Raw genomic sequence first — 13,621 nt, forward strand, 5'->3', positions numbered from 1 at the left:
CTCCCACGTGCGCCCGTCGCGGCCCTTGCCGGCCGTCTGGTGGTCGGCGACCAGGACGCCGACGCCGGGCCACGCCGCGATGTCGGACTCGAGGTCGGCGACGATGTCCGCGTTGGTCGACGCGGTGCTCTCGACCACCTCGAAGTGGTCCAGCGGACCGTCCGGGGCCAGGAGCAGCGAGCGCAGCTCGTCGGCGTGCAGCGGGAAGCGTCGGGGATCGTCGTCGGCCATGCCGCCATCGTCGCAAACCGCGTGCCGCCGCGGGAGTGCTTGGAGGAAACCTACGAGGCGACACCACCGAACCCGTCACCCGCCTGCACGGCTCTGAAGGGTTCCGACAACTAGCCTCGGTCGGGTGACGCAGACGACCCCCGCGACCGCCCGTACCACCGCGGCCAAGATCGCCGACCTCGCCGAGCAAGGCCTGGCCGGCGACGCCGCCGAGCAGGCCGCTGCCGACAAGCAGCACGCCCGCAGCAAGAAGACCGCCCGCGAGCGCATCGAGGCGCTCCTGGACGAGGGCACGTTCACCGAGATCGACGCGTTGGTCAAGCACCGGTCGGTGAACTTCGGGCTCGAGAAGAAGCGCATCGCGGGCGACGGCGTCGTCGTCGGGCACGGCACGGTCGACGGCCGCCCGGTGGCGATCTACTCGCAGGACTTCACGGTGTTCGGCGGCTCGCTGGGCGAGGTGCACGGGCAGAAGATCACCAAGGTCATGGACCTCGCGCTGCGCACGGGCGTGCCGCTGATCGGCATCAGCGACGGCGGCGGCGCGCGCATCCAGGAGGGCGTCGCAGGGCTCACGCAGTTCGCGGAGATCTTCCGCCGCAACGTCGCCGCGTCGGGCGTGATCCCCCAGATCAGCCTCATCCTCGGCCCGTCGGCGGGCGGCGCGGTGTACTCCCCCGCGCTGACCGACTTCATCGTCATGGCTGACGGCACGTCGAACATGTTCATCACGGGCCCGGACGTCATCCGCGCGGTGACGGGCGAGGACGTGGGCTTCGAGGAGCTCGGCGGCGCGACGACGCACAACACGCGCTCGGGCGTCGCGCACTACCTGGCGCACGACGAGGACGACGCGCTCGACTACGTGCGCTCGCTGCTGGCCTACCTGCCGCAGAACAACCTCACCGATCCCCCGCTGTTCCCGTACGAGGCGTCGCTCGAGCTGTCCGAGGCCGACGAGTCCCTCGACACGCTGGTGCCGGACTCGGACAGCCAGCCGTACGACATGCGGACCGTCGTGGAGACGGTGCTCGACGAGGGCGTCCTGCTCGAGGTGCAGCCGCTGTACGCGGGCAACGTGATGATCGGGTTCGGGCACGTCGAGGGGCACCCCGTCGGCATCGTCGCGAACCAGCCGCAGCAGATGGCCGGCACGCTGGACATCAACGCCGCCGAGAAGGCCGCACGCTTCGTGCGGACCTGCGACGCGTTCAACATCCCGGTGCTGACGTTCGTCGACGTCCCGGGCTTCCTGCCGGGCACGGACCAGGAGTGGAACGGCATCATCCGCCGCGGCGCCAAGCTCATCTACGCCTACGCCGAGGCGACGGTCCCGCTCGTCACGGTGATCACGCGCAAGGCGTACGGCGGCGCGTACATCGTCATGGGCTCCAAGCAGCTGGGCGCCGACGTGAACCTCGCGTGGCCGACCGCGCAGATCGCCGTGATGGGCGCGGGCGGCGCGGTCAACATCCTGCAGCGCGGCGCGCTGAAGACCGTCGCGGACGCGGGCGGCGACGTCGAGGCCGAGCGCCGGCGCCTGACCTCGGAGTACGAGGAGGCGATCGTCAACCCGTGGGACGCCGCCGAGCGCGGCTACGTCGACGCGGTGATCCCGCCGTCGGCGACCCGCGCCGAGATCACCAAGGCGCTGCGCCTGCTGCGCACCAAGCGCGCGTCGCTGCCGCCCAAGAAGCACGGCAACATCCCTCTGTGATCTCAGATGACCTGCTGTGTGAGGATCGGATCATGAGCGAGCACGAGCACGACGACCAGCACGACCACGACGACGAGCACGACGAGGCCACCCACGGCACGGACCCCCTGACGGGCATCGACCCGGCAGACCTGCACGCCGCGGTGGACGCGTTGGCTGCCTCGCTGCACTCCTACGTCGACACCGCGGTCGGTGTCCGGGCCGAGTTCGGCGCGCAGGAGGCCGACGAGGACCCGCGCATCCTGTCGCTCGAGTCGGAGATCGGCGGTCACAACGCCGCGCTGTACGACCTGCTGCACGCCCGCCTCGGCCTGCACGCGGACCTCACGGGGATGTCCTGGGGCGACGAGGAGGAGGGCGACGCCGACGCGGCGCCGGCCGAGCCCGACGTCGAGACGTTCCACGTGGGCTTCGTCGTGACCCGCGGCGCGTCCGCGGGCGACCGCACGCTGGACTCGGTGCTCGACGTCGTCGAGTCGGGCGGCGCCGAGATCGCGCAGGCCGTGGTCGACTCCGGCTTCGACGTGCACGAGTGGGGCGTCTCGCGCGGCGCTCCCGTGCTGTTCGACGAGGACGCGGACGACGAGGAGCAGGAGTGAGCGACTCGCACGTGCAGGTCGTGCGCGGCGCACCCGACGACCACGAGCTCGCGGCCCTGGTCGCGGGGCTGATGTCCCGGTCGTCGGCCGAGCCGGAGGACGCCCCCGCGGCGCACTCCGCCTGGACCGACCGGCGCCGGGCCGTCCGCGCGTCGGCCACCTGGGCCGCGGGTGGCGACTCCTGGCGCTGGAGCCTGCGCGGCTGACCCCCTGCGCGCGCAGTCCCGTCTCCCGTCCGCTGCGGCGGTCGAGATCGACACTTCGGAGCGAGACCGGCAGATCAAAGTGCCGGTCTCGTTTCGAAGTGCCGGCCTCGTCGAGTGTCATCGGGGGAACCTCAGCCGCGTGCCAGCTCCTCCAGGAAGGCAAGTGTCTCCTCCGCGGAGCCCGGGGGCACCGGCCTCGGGCCGTCCTCGTGCGTCCAGTAGAGCGCGCCGTCGGCGCCAGCATGCGCCCCGCCCGACGGCTCCACGATGACGCCCTCGTCGTCCCAGAGCCCTCCGGCCGGCCACCACGAGATCGGCAGGTGCCGTTCCACGCCGAGCCGGTAGACCGCGCGCAACAAGGGGTGCTCGGGCTCCGCTCCCTCGGCGGGCGCGTACTCGTTCGGCGGCTCCTCGTACTGCTCCCACTCCTCCTGGGCCGCTGCCATCTGCATCGACTCGCGGTACATCAGCTCGGTTTGCTCAGCGCGTGTCAGTGGCGCCGGCGCGACCCAGCGCGGCAACTGCTCGACGATCCACAGGTCGAGGTGGAACGTCTCCTGCGCGATGCCGAGGACACTGCCGTCGTACTCGAGGTCGCGCCCGCGCGCCCAGCACCGCACCGCGTACCGACCCGGGAGGTGTTTCAGGAGCACCTCGTCGTGGGAGAACCCGCGCACCGCGAGCTCTCCCGACGGGAGCGCGACGACCGCCTCGGCGACGTCGTCCCACCCCGCCCGGTCCATCGGCGGTTCTTCGTCGTGCACGTCCCAAGTGAACTCGATCGTCCCGGTGTGGATGCCGGGCCACACCATGACGGCGGACTCGTCCTCGTAGCTGCCGAGCAGGTCGGCGTGCGCGAGGTCGCGCTCGCCGTCCGTCTCAGTCGTCGCGTCCGCGAGCCAGATCAGGTGGTACGACGTGTGAACCTGCGCGGTGCCGTGCACGTGCGTCCCTTCGTCGTGTGATTCGGCGAGCGTAGGTTCCGGACGACGTCGCCGTGGCCGTTTCGAGGCGTCAGCTCGCGGGGACGACCACATCACCGGCCTCGGCCACGAGGGAGGTCGTCCCGGCGGGGCCGTCGAACGGGTCGACCGTCATCACGACGAACGAGCGGTACGTGCCGGGAGGAAGCGGCGAGCCGTCGGAGCACAGGACGTCGCGCTGCGGGCTGGTCGCCCCTTCCCCGCCCGTAGCGTCACCGATCATGGCGATGTCCACCGCCTGGCCACGGACTGGGTCCGCGCCGTCGACGACGATCTTCCCGGACGCGTCGGCGAGGTAGATCCGGGCGGAGTAGCTGCCCTCGAGCGTGCGTGAGCCGATCAGCGCGAACGAGGTGGTTGCTCCGAGATGCTCGTCGTCGGCGACGTCGCCGTAGATCTCCGGTTCAAGTGACGGGTAGTCGATGCGGGCCGTGAAGTCGGCACTCGGGTCGGACGCGGGCAGCGTGCTGACGTCCGCGCCGCAGGTCGCAGCCTGCTTGCCGCCGACGAAGTCGACGGTCTCGCCGCCCCCGAGGAGCGTGACCGGGCCGGTGCCGTCGTCGACCGTCTGCAGCGCCCAGATCTGGTACGCGCCGTCGGCCAGCGGAACGGCGCTGGCACCGCACGAGACCACCTCGGTCCCCACCAGGTCGTATCCACCGACCTGGTGGTCCGAGCGGACCCGACCGCCGCCCGCGTCACCCCAGACGGCGACGACGACGCCGCCGCGCGACGCGAGCCGCGTGACGTTGGACGCCGTGAGGTCGAACTCGCCGGAGCGCGCGACGATGGCCGTCGTGACCTCGAGCGAGCCGGTGAGCGCCGACGAGGGCGGAGCGGTCTGGACCGCGAGCTGGTACTTCTCGTTGGACGAGTCCACGGTCGCCCCGGTCGCGGACGGCGCCCCGATCTCCCAGCCGCACTGGCCTGGATCGGCGCCGACCACGGCGGTCGGCATGGGAGCGGGCGCGGCCGGCGGGGCGGAGCGGTGGGACGGGACCGCGTGGATGCCCGCGACGACGAGCGCCCCGGCGACGGCCAGCGCGCCCGTCCCGACCGCACCCGCGCGGATGGCCCGGCGGCGGCGGATGCGCGCGGTGAGCCCGGCGACGCCGGGCGTGGAGTCGACGCCGTCGGCGGCCGAGTGCAGCAGGTCGTGCAGGTCGATGGTCATGGCGTCGTCCTCTCCAGGATCGTGTGGGTCTCGCGCTCGTCGCGCACCGTGCCGAGGACGGCCTCCAGCGCGCGGATCCCGTCGCTGAGGTAGCGCTTGACCGCACCCTCTGAGAGGCCGAGCTGGTCGGCCACCTCCGCGACGGTCAGGTCCTCGTAGAAGCGCAGCACCACGCATGCCCGCACCCGGGGGGCGAGGGTCCGCAGCGCGGCGACGACGTCGGCGCGGTCACCGACGACGCTCTCGTGCCCGTGCGCGGCGTCGCTGCGGACGAGCAGGTGGCGGACGTCGTGCCAGCGGCGCTGACGTCGGTAGCCGTCGCTGTAGGTGGTGAGGATCGCGCGGCGCACGTACCCCTCGACGGCGACCGCCGACCGCACGCGGGAGCGCCGGGCGAAGGTCGCGATGATCGCGTCCTGCACCAGGTCCTCCGCGGCGGCGACGTCCCCCGTGAGCAGGTACGCGTGCCGCACGAGCGCCCGGCCGCGCACGCGGACCAGGTCGTCGAGCACGTGCTCCCAGTCGGACAACTGACTTCCCCTGTCTCGATGCCCGCGGCGGCCCCTGCGCGTCGCGGATCAGTCTGCGTGCACCAAGACGACCAGGAGGTCCAAAACGTTGGGTCCTGCTTTACTACTCGCGGGTAATGTCGGCGGGATGACGACGACGCGCCAGCCCACAGCGATCGACCAGGTCGCCGAGGACCACATCACCATCTTCGCGGGCCTCGACCCGCTCGCCGCGACGAGCATGGGGATCGCCGGGCACGACCACGAGATGACCGACCACTCGCCCGCCGGGCACGAGGCCCGCGCCGACGCGGCACGCGCCACGCTGTCGCAGCTGGACGGCCAGACGCCGGTCGACGAGATCGACCAGATCACCCTCGCCGCGATGCGCGAGCGCCTCGGGCTCGAGGTCGAGCTCGACGAGGCCGGCGAGCTGCTGCGGGACCTGAACAACATCGCGTCGCCCGTGCAGAACCTGCGCGACGTCTTCGACATCATGCCGACGGCGACCCCGGGTGACTGGGAGAACGTCGCGGCCCGCCTCAACGCGCTGCCGTTCGCGGTCGACGGGTACATCGAGTCGCTGCGGCTCGCCGCCTCGCGCGGGCAGGTCGCCGCGGTGCGGCAGGTCGAGCAGGGCATCGAGCAGTCCGACGAGCTCGCCGCCGCGGACTCGTTCTTCACGTCGTTCGTCGCCGGGGCGGAGCTCGACGACTCGTCGGCCTGCTCCCTGGTGCGGGCCGAGCTCGAGCGGGGGGCCGGCGCCGCGCGCGGCGCGTACGCCAAGCTCGCCGGGTTCCTGCGCGAGGAGCTCGCACCCCAGGCCCCGACGCAGGACGCGGCCGGCCGCGAGCGCTACGCGCTGTGGTCCCGCGTGTTCCTGGGCGCGACGGTCGACCTCGAGGAGACCTACCAGTGGGGGCTCGAGGAGCTCGCGCGCGTGGTCGCGGAGCAGGAGGCCGTCGCCGCGGAGATCGCCGGTGCGGGCGCGTCGGTCGAGGACGCCGTCGCCCGGCTCGACGCCGACCCGTCCCTGACGCTGCACGGCACCGACGCGTTGCGCGCCTGGATGCAGGAGACGTCCGACGCCGCGATCGAGGCCCTGGCCGGCGTGCACTTCGACATCCCCGACCCGGTGCGCACGCTCGAGTGCCGCATCGCGCCGACCCAGAACGGCGGCATCTACTACACCGGCCCGTCGGACGACTTCACGCGTCCCGGCCGCATGTGGTGGTCCGTCCCGCCCGAGGTCACGACGTTCAACACGTGGCGCGAGAAGACGACCGTCTACCACGAGGGCGTCCCGGGCCATCACCTGCAGATCGGCCAGGCGGTGTACGAGCGCGCGACGCTCAACACCTGGCGCCGACTCGCCTGCTGGACCTCGGGCTACGGCGAGGGCTGGGCCCTGTACGCCGAGCGGCTCATGGCCGACCTCGGCTTCCTCGACAACCCGGGCGACCGGCTCGGCATGCTCGACGGCCAGCGCATGCGCGCCGCGCGTGTGGTCTTCGACATCGGCGTGCACCTCGGCCTGGCCGCTCCCGAGCGCTGGGGCGGCGGCACCTGGGACGCCGACAAGGGCTGGGAGTTCCTGCGCGCCAACGTCAACATGCCCGAGGCGTTCATCCGCTTCGAGTGGAACCGGTACCTCGGCTGGCCCGGGCAGGCGCCGTCCTACAAGATCGGCCAGCGCCTGTGGGAGCAGACCCGCGACAAGGCGGCCGCGCAGGGCATTAGCCTGCGCGACTTCCACGCTCGCGCGCTCGGCATGGGTTCGCTGCCGCTGGACGTCCTCACGAAGTTCGCGGTCTGAGACACGCGAAAGGGGCCGCAGCATCGCGCTGCGGCCCCCTTTCGCGTGCCCGTCACTGGAACAGCGCGGAGCCGTACTTGACAAGGATGATCAGGCCGACGGCGATGATCAGGCCGAGGGTCACGAACCAGTCGTAGCCGTCCGCCACGAAACGGCGCGCCCTCGGGCCAAGCGCACCCGGCAGCGTGAGGTGCCCCTCGCGGACGTTGATCCGCGTGAGCCCCGCCCAGACGAGCGTGGTGGTCACCGTGATCAGCAGGCACCAGGGGCACAGAGCGTGGATGTCGGTGAGCGCCTCGTAGAAGAGCCAGTAGGCGAACAGGAAGCCGACCGTGTAGACGGCCTGCGCGGCGAGCATGTACCAGCGCGGGAAGCGGACGCCGCCGATCATCGCGACGGCGATCGTGATGACCACGGCCTCGGCGGCGATGCCGAGGAAGGCGTTGGGGAAGAACTCACCGAGCAGGTGCGCCTGCCAGGTCTGCGCGACCTTCGAGCAGTCGAGCACGGCGTTGATGCTGCACCCGAGGTCGGCGTCATTGTTCGCGGCGAGCTTCAGCGCGTCGATCGACAGCACGAACGAGGCCAGCAGGCCCAACGCGCCCGAGATGACCATCTCGATCGCGGTCCTGCGCCGCCAGGCGTCGGTGGGGGGCTCGAGCAGGTCCGGGTCGTCGTCGATCACGTCGTCGAAGTCGTCGTCGACCTCGTCGACGTCGTCCTGCCCGGGCGATCTCACGTCACTCACCGTGTCTCCTCGCTGTGCTGGCCAGGGCGGCCACGGGCACATTGTGCCCCGAACTCCTGAGTGGCCGGTGGGACTTCCTCCCCGGTTAGGCTCCGGTCGTGACCCGCCTGCTGCTAGCCTCCGCCTCCCCCGCACGCCGCGCGACCCTGATCGCCGCGGGGATCCATCCCGTCGTCGCGGTCTCCGGGGTCGACGAGGAGGCCACGCTGGCCGCCGCGCGCGAGCGGTTCGGCGACCTCGAGCCGGCCGACGCGGTGCTCGTGCTGGCCCAGGCCAAGGCGCAGGACGTCGCGGAGAACCTGCCCGACGAGCTCGCCGACGCCGATGACCTCGTGGTGGTCGGCTGCGACTCGATGCTCGAGATCGACGGCCAGATCCTCGGCAAGCCGACGGACGCGGACGACGCGATCGCGCGCTGGCACGCGATGCACGGGCGCGTCGGCGTGCTGCACACCGGCCACTGGGTCATGGACGAGCGCGAGACGAACGAGGACGCCCCCGCTCCCGGCCGGCTCGGCGCGGGCCACGGCGCGGTGCTCGGCGCGACCTCGTCGACCGTCGTGCACTTCGCCGACCTGTCGGACGCGGAGATCGCCGCCTACGTCGCGACCGGCGAGCCGCTCGCGGTCGCGGGCGCGTTCACGATCGACGGGCTCGGCGGCCCGTTCGTCGAGCGCATCGAGGGCGACCACCACGGCGTCGTCGGCATCAGCCTCCCCCTGCTCCGCTCCCTGCTCGCCGAGATCGACGTGACGATCCCGGACCTCTGGACCCGCTGAACGCACCCCAGCCCCCCGGCGTGGTTGTCGCGAACCGACATCGGGAAGCGGGCGGGAGGGGCGTCCGGTGCGGCGTCGTCGTCGGATTCCTACAAACGCCAGGCGGACGGGCTTGGCCGGTTCCCCAATCTTGCGGGACGACCCCCGTCGCGAACGAGCGAGCGGGTGCCCGCGCGTTACCGTGAGCCGTGCCCGCCATCTCCAAGGTCCTCATCGCCAACCGCGGTGAGATCGCCGTCCGCATCGCCCGAGCCTGTCGCGACGCCCGGATCGGCTCCGTCGCCGTCTACGCCGACTCCGACCGGGAGGCCCTGCACGTCCGGGTCGCCGACGAGGCGTTCGCTCTCGACGGCGCCCGCGCGGCGGACACCTACCTCGACATCGCCAAGCTGCTCGACGTCGCGAAGCGCTCCGGCGCCGACGCGGTGCACCCGGGGTACGGCTTCCTGGCCGAGAACGCCGGCTTCGCGCAGGCGGTCATCGATGCCGGCCTGACCTGGATCGGCCCGCCGCCCGCCGCGATCGACGCCCTGGGCGACAAGGTCAGCGCGCGGCACATCGCGCAGCGCGCCGGCGCGCCCCTGGTGGCCGGCACGCCCGACCCGGTCAGTGGCGCGGACGAGATCCACGCGTTCGTGGCCGAGCACGGCCTGCCCATCGCCATCAAGGCGGCGTTCGGCGGCGGCGGCCGCGGCCTCAAGGTCGCGCGCACGGTCGAGGAGATCGACGAGCAGTTCGACTCGGCGGTGCGCGAGGCCATCGGCGCCTTCGGCCGCGGCGAGTGCTTCGTCGAGCGGTACCTCGACCGGCCCCGCCATGTCGAGACGCAGTGCCTGGCCGACAAGCACGGCACGGTCGTCGTGGTCAGCACGCGCGACTGCTCGCTGCAGCGCCGCCACCAGAAGCTCGTCGAGGAGGCGCCCGCGCCGTTCCTCAGCGACGCGCAGCGCACGCAGCTGGTCGAGTCGAGCAAGGCCATCCTGCGCGAGGCCAAGTACGTCGGCGCCGGGACCTGCGAGTTTCTCGTCGGCGTCGACGGCACCATCTCCTTCCTCGAGGTCAACACGCGACTGCAGGTCGAGCACCCGGTCACCGAGGAGATCAGCGGCATCGACCTCGTGCGCGAGCAGCTGCGCATCGCGGCCGGCGAGCCCCTGGGCTACGACCACGTCGAGACGCGCGGCCACTCCCTCGAGTTCCGCATCAACGGCGAGGACCCCGCCGCGAACTTCCTGCCCGCGCCGGGCCGGATCAGCACGCTGCGCTTCCCGTCGGGCCCCGGCGTGCGCGTCGACTCGGGCGTCGTCGAGGGCGACAGCGTCTCCGGCCTGTTCGACTCGATGATCGCCAAGCTCGTCGTCACCGGCGCGACCCGCACGCAGGCCGTGGAGCGCGCCCGCCGCGCCCTGGCCGAGCTCGAGGTCGTCGGCATCCCGACCGTCGTGCCGTTCCACCGCGCGGTCCTGGAGGACCCGGCGTTCGCACCCGCGGACCCCGACGAGGCCTTCCGCGTGCACACGCGCTGGATCGAGACCGAGTTCACCGACACGCTCGCGACGCTCGGCAAGGCGCCCGCCGCCCAGCCCGACGAGGCCGACGAGGCGCCCGTGCTCGAACGCGTGGTCGTCGAGGTCGGCGGCAAGCGCATCGAGGTCGTGCTGCCCGCGGCCCTCGCGCTGTCCCGCGGGGGCGGCCGACCGGCACCCGCACGTCGGCCCGCCGCGCGGCGCAGCGGACCCGCGCGCGCGTCGTCGAACGGCACCACCCTGGCCTCGCCCATGCAGGGCACGATCGTCAAGGTGGCCGTCGCCGAGGGGGCTCAGGTGGCCGAGGGCGACCTCGTCGTCGTGCTCGAGGCGATGAAGATGGAGCAGCCGCTCGTCGCGCACCGCGCCGGCACCGTCACCGGGCTGACCGCCGGGGTCGGTGCGAGCGTCAGCGCCGGGACCGCGATCTGCGAGATCGTCGGCTGAACCCTCACGCGCCCCCCGACCGGCCGCGCCAGCCCGGCGACGGCTGGGTGGACTGCGCGTGCGGCCATCGCCACTGGGGGCTGCACGGCGCCGCCGGGCTGCTGCTCGTCCGGCGCGAGCCGTTGTCCGTGGTCCTGCAGCACCGCGCGATCTGGAGCCACCACGGCGGCACCTGGGGCATCCCCGGCGGTGCGCGGCAGCCCGACGAGAGCGCCGAGCAGGCCGCGCTGCGCGAGGCGCACGAGGAGGCGGGCATCGACCCCGCGGCCGTCGGCATCCGCGGCGAGACCGTGCTGTCGCACCCCGACTGGTCCTACACGACGGTGATCGCCGAGGAGCTCGTCCCGGTCCACCCCGCGGTGACCGACGCCGAGAGCGACGAGATCCGCTGGGTGCCGGTCGACGAGGTCGACGCGCTGCCCCTGCTGCCCGCGTTCGCCGACGCGTGGCCTGCGCTGCGCGCGAGGATCACCGCCTCCGACTGACCGACCAGTGGCGCGGATCACACATCCGGGCGCTGAGAGGGGTTGGTCAGCGACCCGTTCTGCGGAGTATCGTCCCGCTTTGGTGAGGCAAGCCTTTCCTCACAGCAAGCGGCCCGGAGTCCCCCCCGGACCGGGCCCGCTCGACGAAAGCTCCTCATGGTCGCGAACTACCTCATCGGTCTGCGTGAAGGCCTCGAAGCCGCGCTCGTCGTCAGCATCCTCGTGGCGTACCTGGTCAAGACCGGGCGCCGGGACCTGCTGCCCGCGCTGTGGTTCGGCGTCGGCATCGCCGTCGCCGCCTCGCTCGCGTTCGGCGCGCTGCTGACCTTCGGCCCGCAGGGGCTGTCGTTCGAGGCGCAGGAGGCGATCGGCGGCTCGCTGTCGATCATCGCCGTCGGCCTGATCACCTGGATGATCTTCTGGATGGCCAAGACGGCCCGCCACCTCAAGGGGAACCTCCAGCACAAGCTCGACGACGCGATCGCCGCGGGCAAGAAGGCCGTCATCGTCATGGCCCTGCTGTCCGTCGGCCGCGAGGGCCTCGAGACCGCGCTGTTCCTGTGGGCCGGCGCGAAGGCCACGACGGGCGCCGACTCCAACGCGGCCCCGCTCCTGGGCGCCGCGCTCGGCATCGCGACCGCCGTGCTGCTCGCCTGGCTCATGTACCGCGGCGCCGTGAGGCTCAACCTGCGCGTGTTCTTCGCGTGGACCGGGCTGTTCCTGATCTTCGTCGCCGCGGGCGTCCTGTCCTACGGCGTGCACGACCTCCAGGAGGCCGGGATCCTGCCCGGCCTCAACAACCTGGCGTTCGACGTCTCGACGACCGTCCCGCCGAGCAGCTGGTACGGCACCTTGCTCAAGGGCATCTTCAACTTCACGCCGGCGACCACGTGGCTGCAGCTCGTCGCCTGGGTCGCCTACGTCGTGCCCGTCCTCGCGATCTTCGTCCGCACCACCTGGGGCCACCACACCCCGGTCCCCGCCGCGCCCGCACCGGCGCCGGCCACCGTCTGAGAAGGAGTCCGATGACCCGCTCCACCGTCGGCGCGCTCGCGCTCGCCGCCCTCGTCCTGCCCCTGGCTGCCGGGTGCGTGTCCAACTCCCCGACCCCGTCGGGCGACGGCGCCAGCGGTGCCCCCGGCGTCCTGAGCGTCAGCTCGACCGCGGACGCGTGCGACGTCTCCGCGGCGACCGCCCCGAGCGGCAACATCACGTTCCAGGTGAAGAACGACGGCTCGGACGTCACCGAGTTCTACCTGCTCGGTGAGGACGGCCTGCGCGTCATCTCCGAGGTCGAGAACGTCGGCCCGGGCATCTCGCGCGACCTCGTGGTCCAGGCCCGCCCGGGCAAGTACTTCACCGCGTGCAAGCCCGGCATGGTCGGCGACGGCATCCGCGCCGCGTTCACCGTCACCGACTCGGGCACGGAGGTGGGCCCGACGGGCGACACCGCCGACCAGCTCAAGACGGCCGAGACCCAGTACGTGGCCTACGTGAAGGACCAGGTCGGTGCGCTCATCGCGGGCACCAAGGAGTTCGCCGCGGCGTACAAGGCCGGGGACGACGACAAGGCGCGCGAGCTCTACGCGCCGACGCGTGCCCACTGGGAGCGCGTCGAGCCCGTCGCCGAGTCGTTCGGCGACCTCGACCCGCTGACCGACGCGCGCGAGGCCGACCTCGAGGACGGCCAGACCTGGAGCGGCTGGCACTACATCGAGAAGGACCTCTGGCAGCCGACCGCCGACGCGAACGGCGGCAAGGACTACACGCCGCTGACGCAGGCCGAGCGCGAGAAGGCCGCCGACGACCTCGTGGGCTACACCCAGCAGCTCGTCGACCAGGTCAACAAGCCCGACTTCACGTTCGAGGCGTTCCAGATCGCGAACGGCGCCAAGGCGCTGCTCGACGAGGTCGCCAACGGCAAGGTCACCGGCGAGGAGGAGATCTGGTCGCACACCGACCTCTGGGACTTCCAGGCCAACGTCGACGGCGCGCGCGTCGGGTACGAGGGCCTCGCGGACGTCGTCGAGGCGGAGAACCCGGACCTGGCCGCCGAGCTCGAGCAGCGGTTCACCGAGATCGACGCGCTGCTCGCCGAGCAGGGCTCGATCGAGACCGGGTTCACGTACTACGACAAGCTGTCGAAGGACCAGGTCAAGGCCCTCGCGACCGCGGTCGACGCGCTGTCGGAGCCGCTCTCGCAGCTCACGACGACCGTCACCGGCGCCTGAGCCACCCGCCGTGTCCGCCCCCACGGACCCCGCGCAGGACCAGCCGGACAGCCCGCCCGACGCCTCGCCCGCGTCGGACGGGCTGTCCCGCCGCGCCGTCCTCGGCCTCGGCGGCGGCCTCGCGGTCGCCGGCGCCGCGGCCGGCTTCGGCGTCGGCCGCCTGACCGCAC

At 72.4% G+C, this 13,621-nt stretch carries 13 protein-coding genes and 1 pseudogene; 9 read left to right on the plus strand and 5 right to left on the minus strand.

What is annotated here, in order from left to right; genetic code table 11:
- Positions 1–231, minus strand: a pseudogene (locus D1825_RS03810) (biotin--[acetyl-CoA-carboxylase] ligase); the annotation flags it as partial.
- Positions 232–355: 124 nt separating this feature from the next.
- Between D1825_RS03810 and D1825_RS03815 the strand changes: the two are divergent.
- From D1825_RS03815 to D1825_RS03825, 3 genes are read left to right on the plus strand one after another with little or no spacing between them, the layout of a single operon-like run.
- Positions 356–1,948: an acyl-CoA carboxylase subunit beta gene (locus D1825_RS03815; RefSeq protein WP_118766141.1), complete on the plus strand. Its 1,593-nt coding sequence runs from the start codon at positions 356–358 to the stop codon at positions 1,946–1,948.
- Positions 1,949–1,980: 32 nt separating this feature from the next.
- Entirely contained in the window at positions 1,981–2,547 is a 567-nt protein-coding gene (locus tag D1825_RS03820; RefSeq protein ID WP_118766142.1) for a hypothetical protein, read from the plus strand.
- On the plus strand, positions 2,544–2,753 hold the full coding sequence (locus tag D1825_RS03825) for an acyl-CoA carboxylase subunit epsilon (RefSeq protein ID WP_118766143.1): 210 nt from the start codon (positions 2,544–2,546) through the stop codon (positions 2,751–2,753). The genes D1825_RS03820 and D1825_RS03825 overlap by 4 nt, the downstream gene beginning before the upstream one ends.
- A 131-nt stretch (positions 2,754–2,884) precedes the next feature.
- Here D1825_RS03825 and D1825_RS03830 read toward each other — a convergent pair whose 3' ends face one another.
- From D1825_RS03830 to D1825_RS03840, 3 genes are all read right to left on the minus strand, one after another.
- Positions 2,885–3,697 (minus strand): hypothetical protein, encoded by an 813-nt coding sequence (locus D1825_RS03830; RefSeq protein ID WP_118766144.1) that lies wholly within the window; start codon positions 3,695–3,697, stop codon positions 2,885–2,887.
- A gap of 70 nt (positions 3,698–3,767) precedes the next feature.
- Positions 3,768–4,910, minus strand: a complete 1,143-nt coding sequence (locus D1825_RS03835) for a hypothetical protein (RefSeq protein ID WP_118766145.1) — start codon at positions 4,908–4,910, stop codon at positions 3,768–3,770.
- The gene (locus tag D1825_RS03840) at positions 4,907–5,440 is read right to left on the minus strand and encodes a sigma-70 family RNA polymerase sigma factor (protein ID WP_118766146.1); all 534 of its coding nucleotides are present in this window, start codon (positions 5,438–5,440) and stop codon (positions 4,907–4,909) included. The genes D1825_RS03835 and D1825_RS03840 overlap by 4 nt, the downstream gene beginning before the upstream one ends.
- A 127-nt stretch (positions 5,441–5,567) precedes the next feature.
- Here D1825_RS03840 and D1825_RS03845 point away from each other — a divergent pair, with 127 nt between their 5' ends.
- Positions 5,568–7,235, plus strand: a complete 1,668-nt coding sequence (locus tag D1825_RS03845) for a DUF885 domain-containing protein (RefSeq protein WP_118766147.1) — start codon at positions 5,568–5,570, stop codon at positions 7,233–7,235.
- A gap of 52 nt (positions 7,236–7,287) precedes the next feature.
- Here D1825_RS03845 and D1825_RS03850 read toward each other — a convergent pair whose 3' ends face one another.
- Entirely contained in the window at positions 7,288–7,983 is a 696-nt protein-coding gene (locus D1825_RS03850; protein ID WP_233549608.1) for a vitamin K epoxide reductase family protein, read from the minus strand.
- 98 nt (positions 7,984–8,081) lie between these two features.
- Here D1825_RS03850 and D1825_RS03855 point away from each other — a divergent pair, with 98 nt between their 5' ends.
- The 5 genes from D1825_RS03855 to efeO all read left to right on the plus strand — a co-directional run bounded on the left by D1825_RS03855 (position 8,082) and on the right by efeO (position 13,451).
- Positions 8,082–8,762, plus strand: a complete 681-nt coding sequence (locus tag D1825_RS03855; protein WP_118766149.1) for a Maf family protein — start codon at positions 8,082–8,084, stop codon at positions 8,760–8,762.
- A gap of 188 nt (positions 8,763–8,950) precedes the next feature.
- Entirely contained in the window at positions 8,951–10,735 is a 1,785-nt protein-coding gene (locus tag D1825_RS03860) for an acetyl/propionyl/methylcrotonyl-CoA carboxylase subunit alpha (RefSeq protein WP_118766150.1), read from the plus strand.
- A gap of 47 nt (positions 10,736–10,782) precedes the next feature.
- Complete coding sequence (locus tag D1825_RS03865) at positions 10,783–11,220, plus strand: NUDIX hydrolase (RefSeq protein WP_233549609.1); 438 nt, start codon at positions 10,783–10,785, stop codon at positions 11,218–11,220.
- A 156-nt stretch (positions 11,221–11,376) separates the two neighbouring features.
- Complete coding sequence (gene efeU / locus D1825_RS03870) at positions 11,377–12,234, plus strand: iron uptake transporter permease EfeU (protein ID WP_118766151.1); 858 nt, start codon at positions 11,377–11,379, stop codon at positions 12,232–12,234.
- An 11-nt stretch (positions 12,235–12,245) separates the two neighbouring features.
- A complete protein-coding gene (efeO, locus tag D1825_RS03875) occupies positions 12,246–13,451 on the plus strand; it encodes an iron uptake system protein EfeO (protein WP_118766152.1) in 1,206 nt (401 codons plus the stop codon).
- Positions 13,452–13,621: the final 170 nt, after the last annotated feature.

Source organism: Cellulomonas rhizosphaerae (assembly GCF_003470205.1).
GTDB lineage: Bacteria > Actinomycetota > Actinomycetes > Actinomycetales > Cellulomonadaceae > Cellulomonas > Cellulomonas rhizosphaerae.

Excerpts from the sequence above, each read along its gene's own strand:
- D1825_RS03820 (WP_118766142.1), top strand. The coding sequence starts at position 1,981 with ATGAGCGAGCACGAGCACGACGACCAGCACGACCACGACGACGAGCAC.
- D1825_RS03835 (WP_118766145.1), bottom strand. The coding sequence starts at position 4,910 with ATGACCATCGACCTGCACGACCTGCTGCACTCGGCCGCCGACGGCGTC.
- D1825_RS03845 (WP_118766147.1), top strand. The coding sequence starts at position 5,568 with ATGACGACGACGCGCCAGCCCACAGCGATCGACCAGGTCGCCGAGGAC.
- efeU (WP_118766151.1), top strand. The coding sequence starts at position 11,377 with ATGGTCGCGAACTACCTCATCGGTCTGCGTGAAGGCCTCGAAGCCGCG.
- efeO (WP_118766152.1), top strand. The coding sequence starts at position 12,246 with ATGACCCGCTCCACCGTCGGCGCGCTCGCGCTCGCCGCCCTCGTCCTG.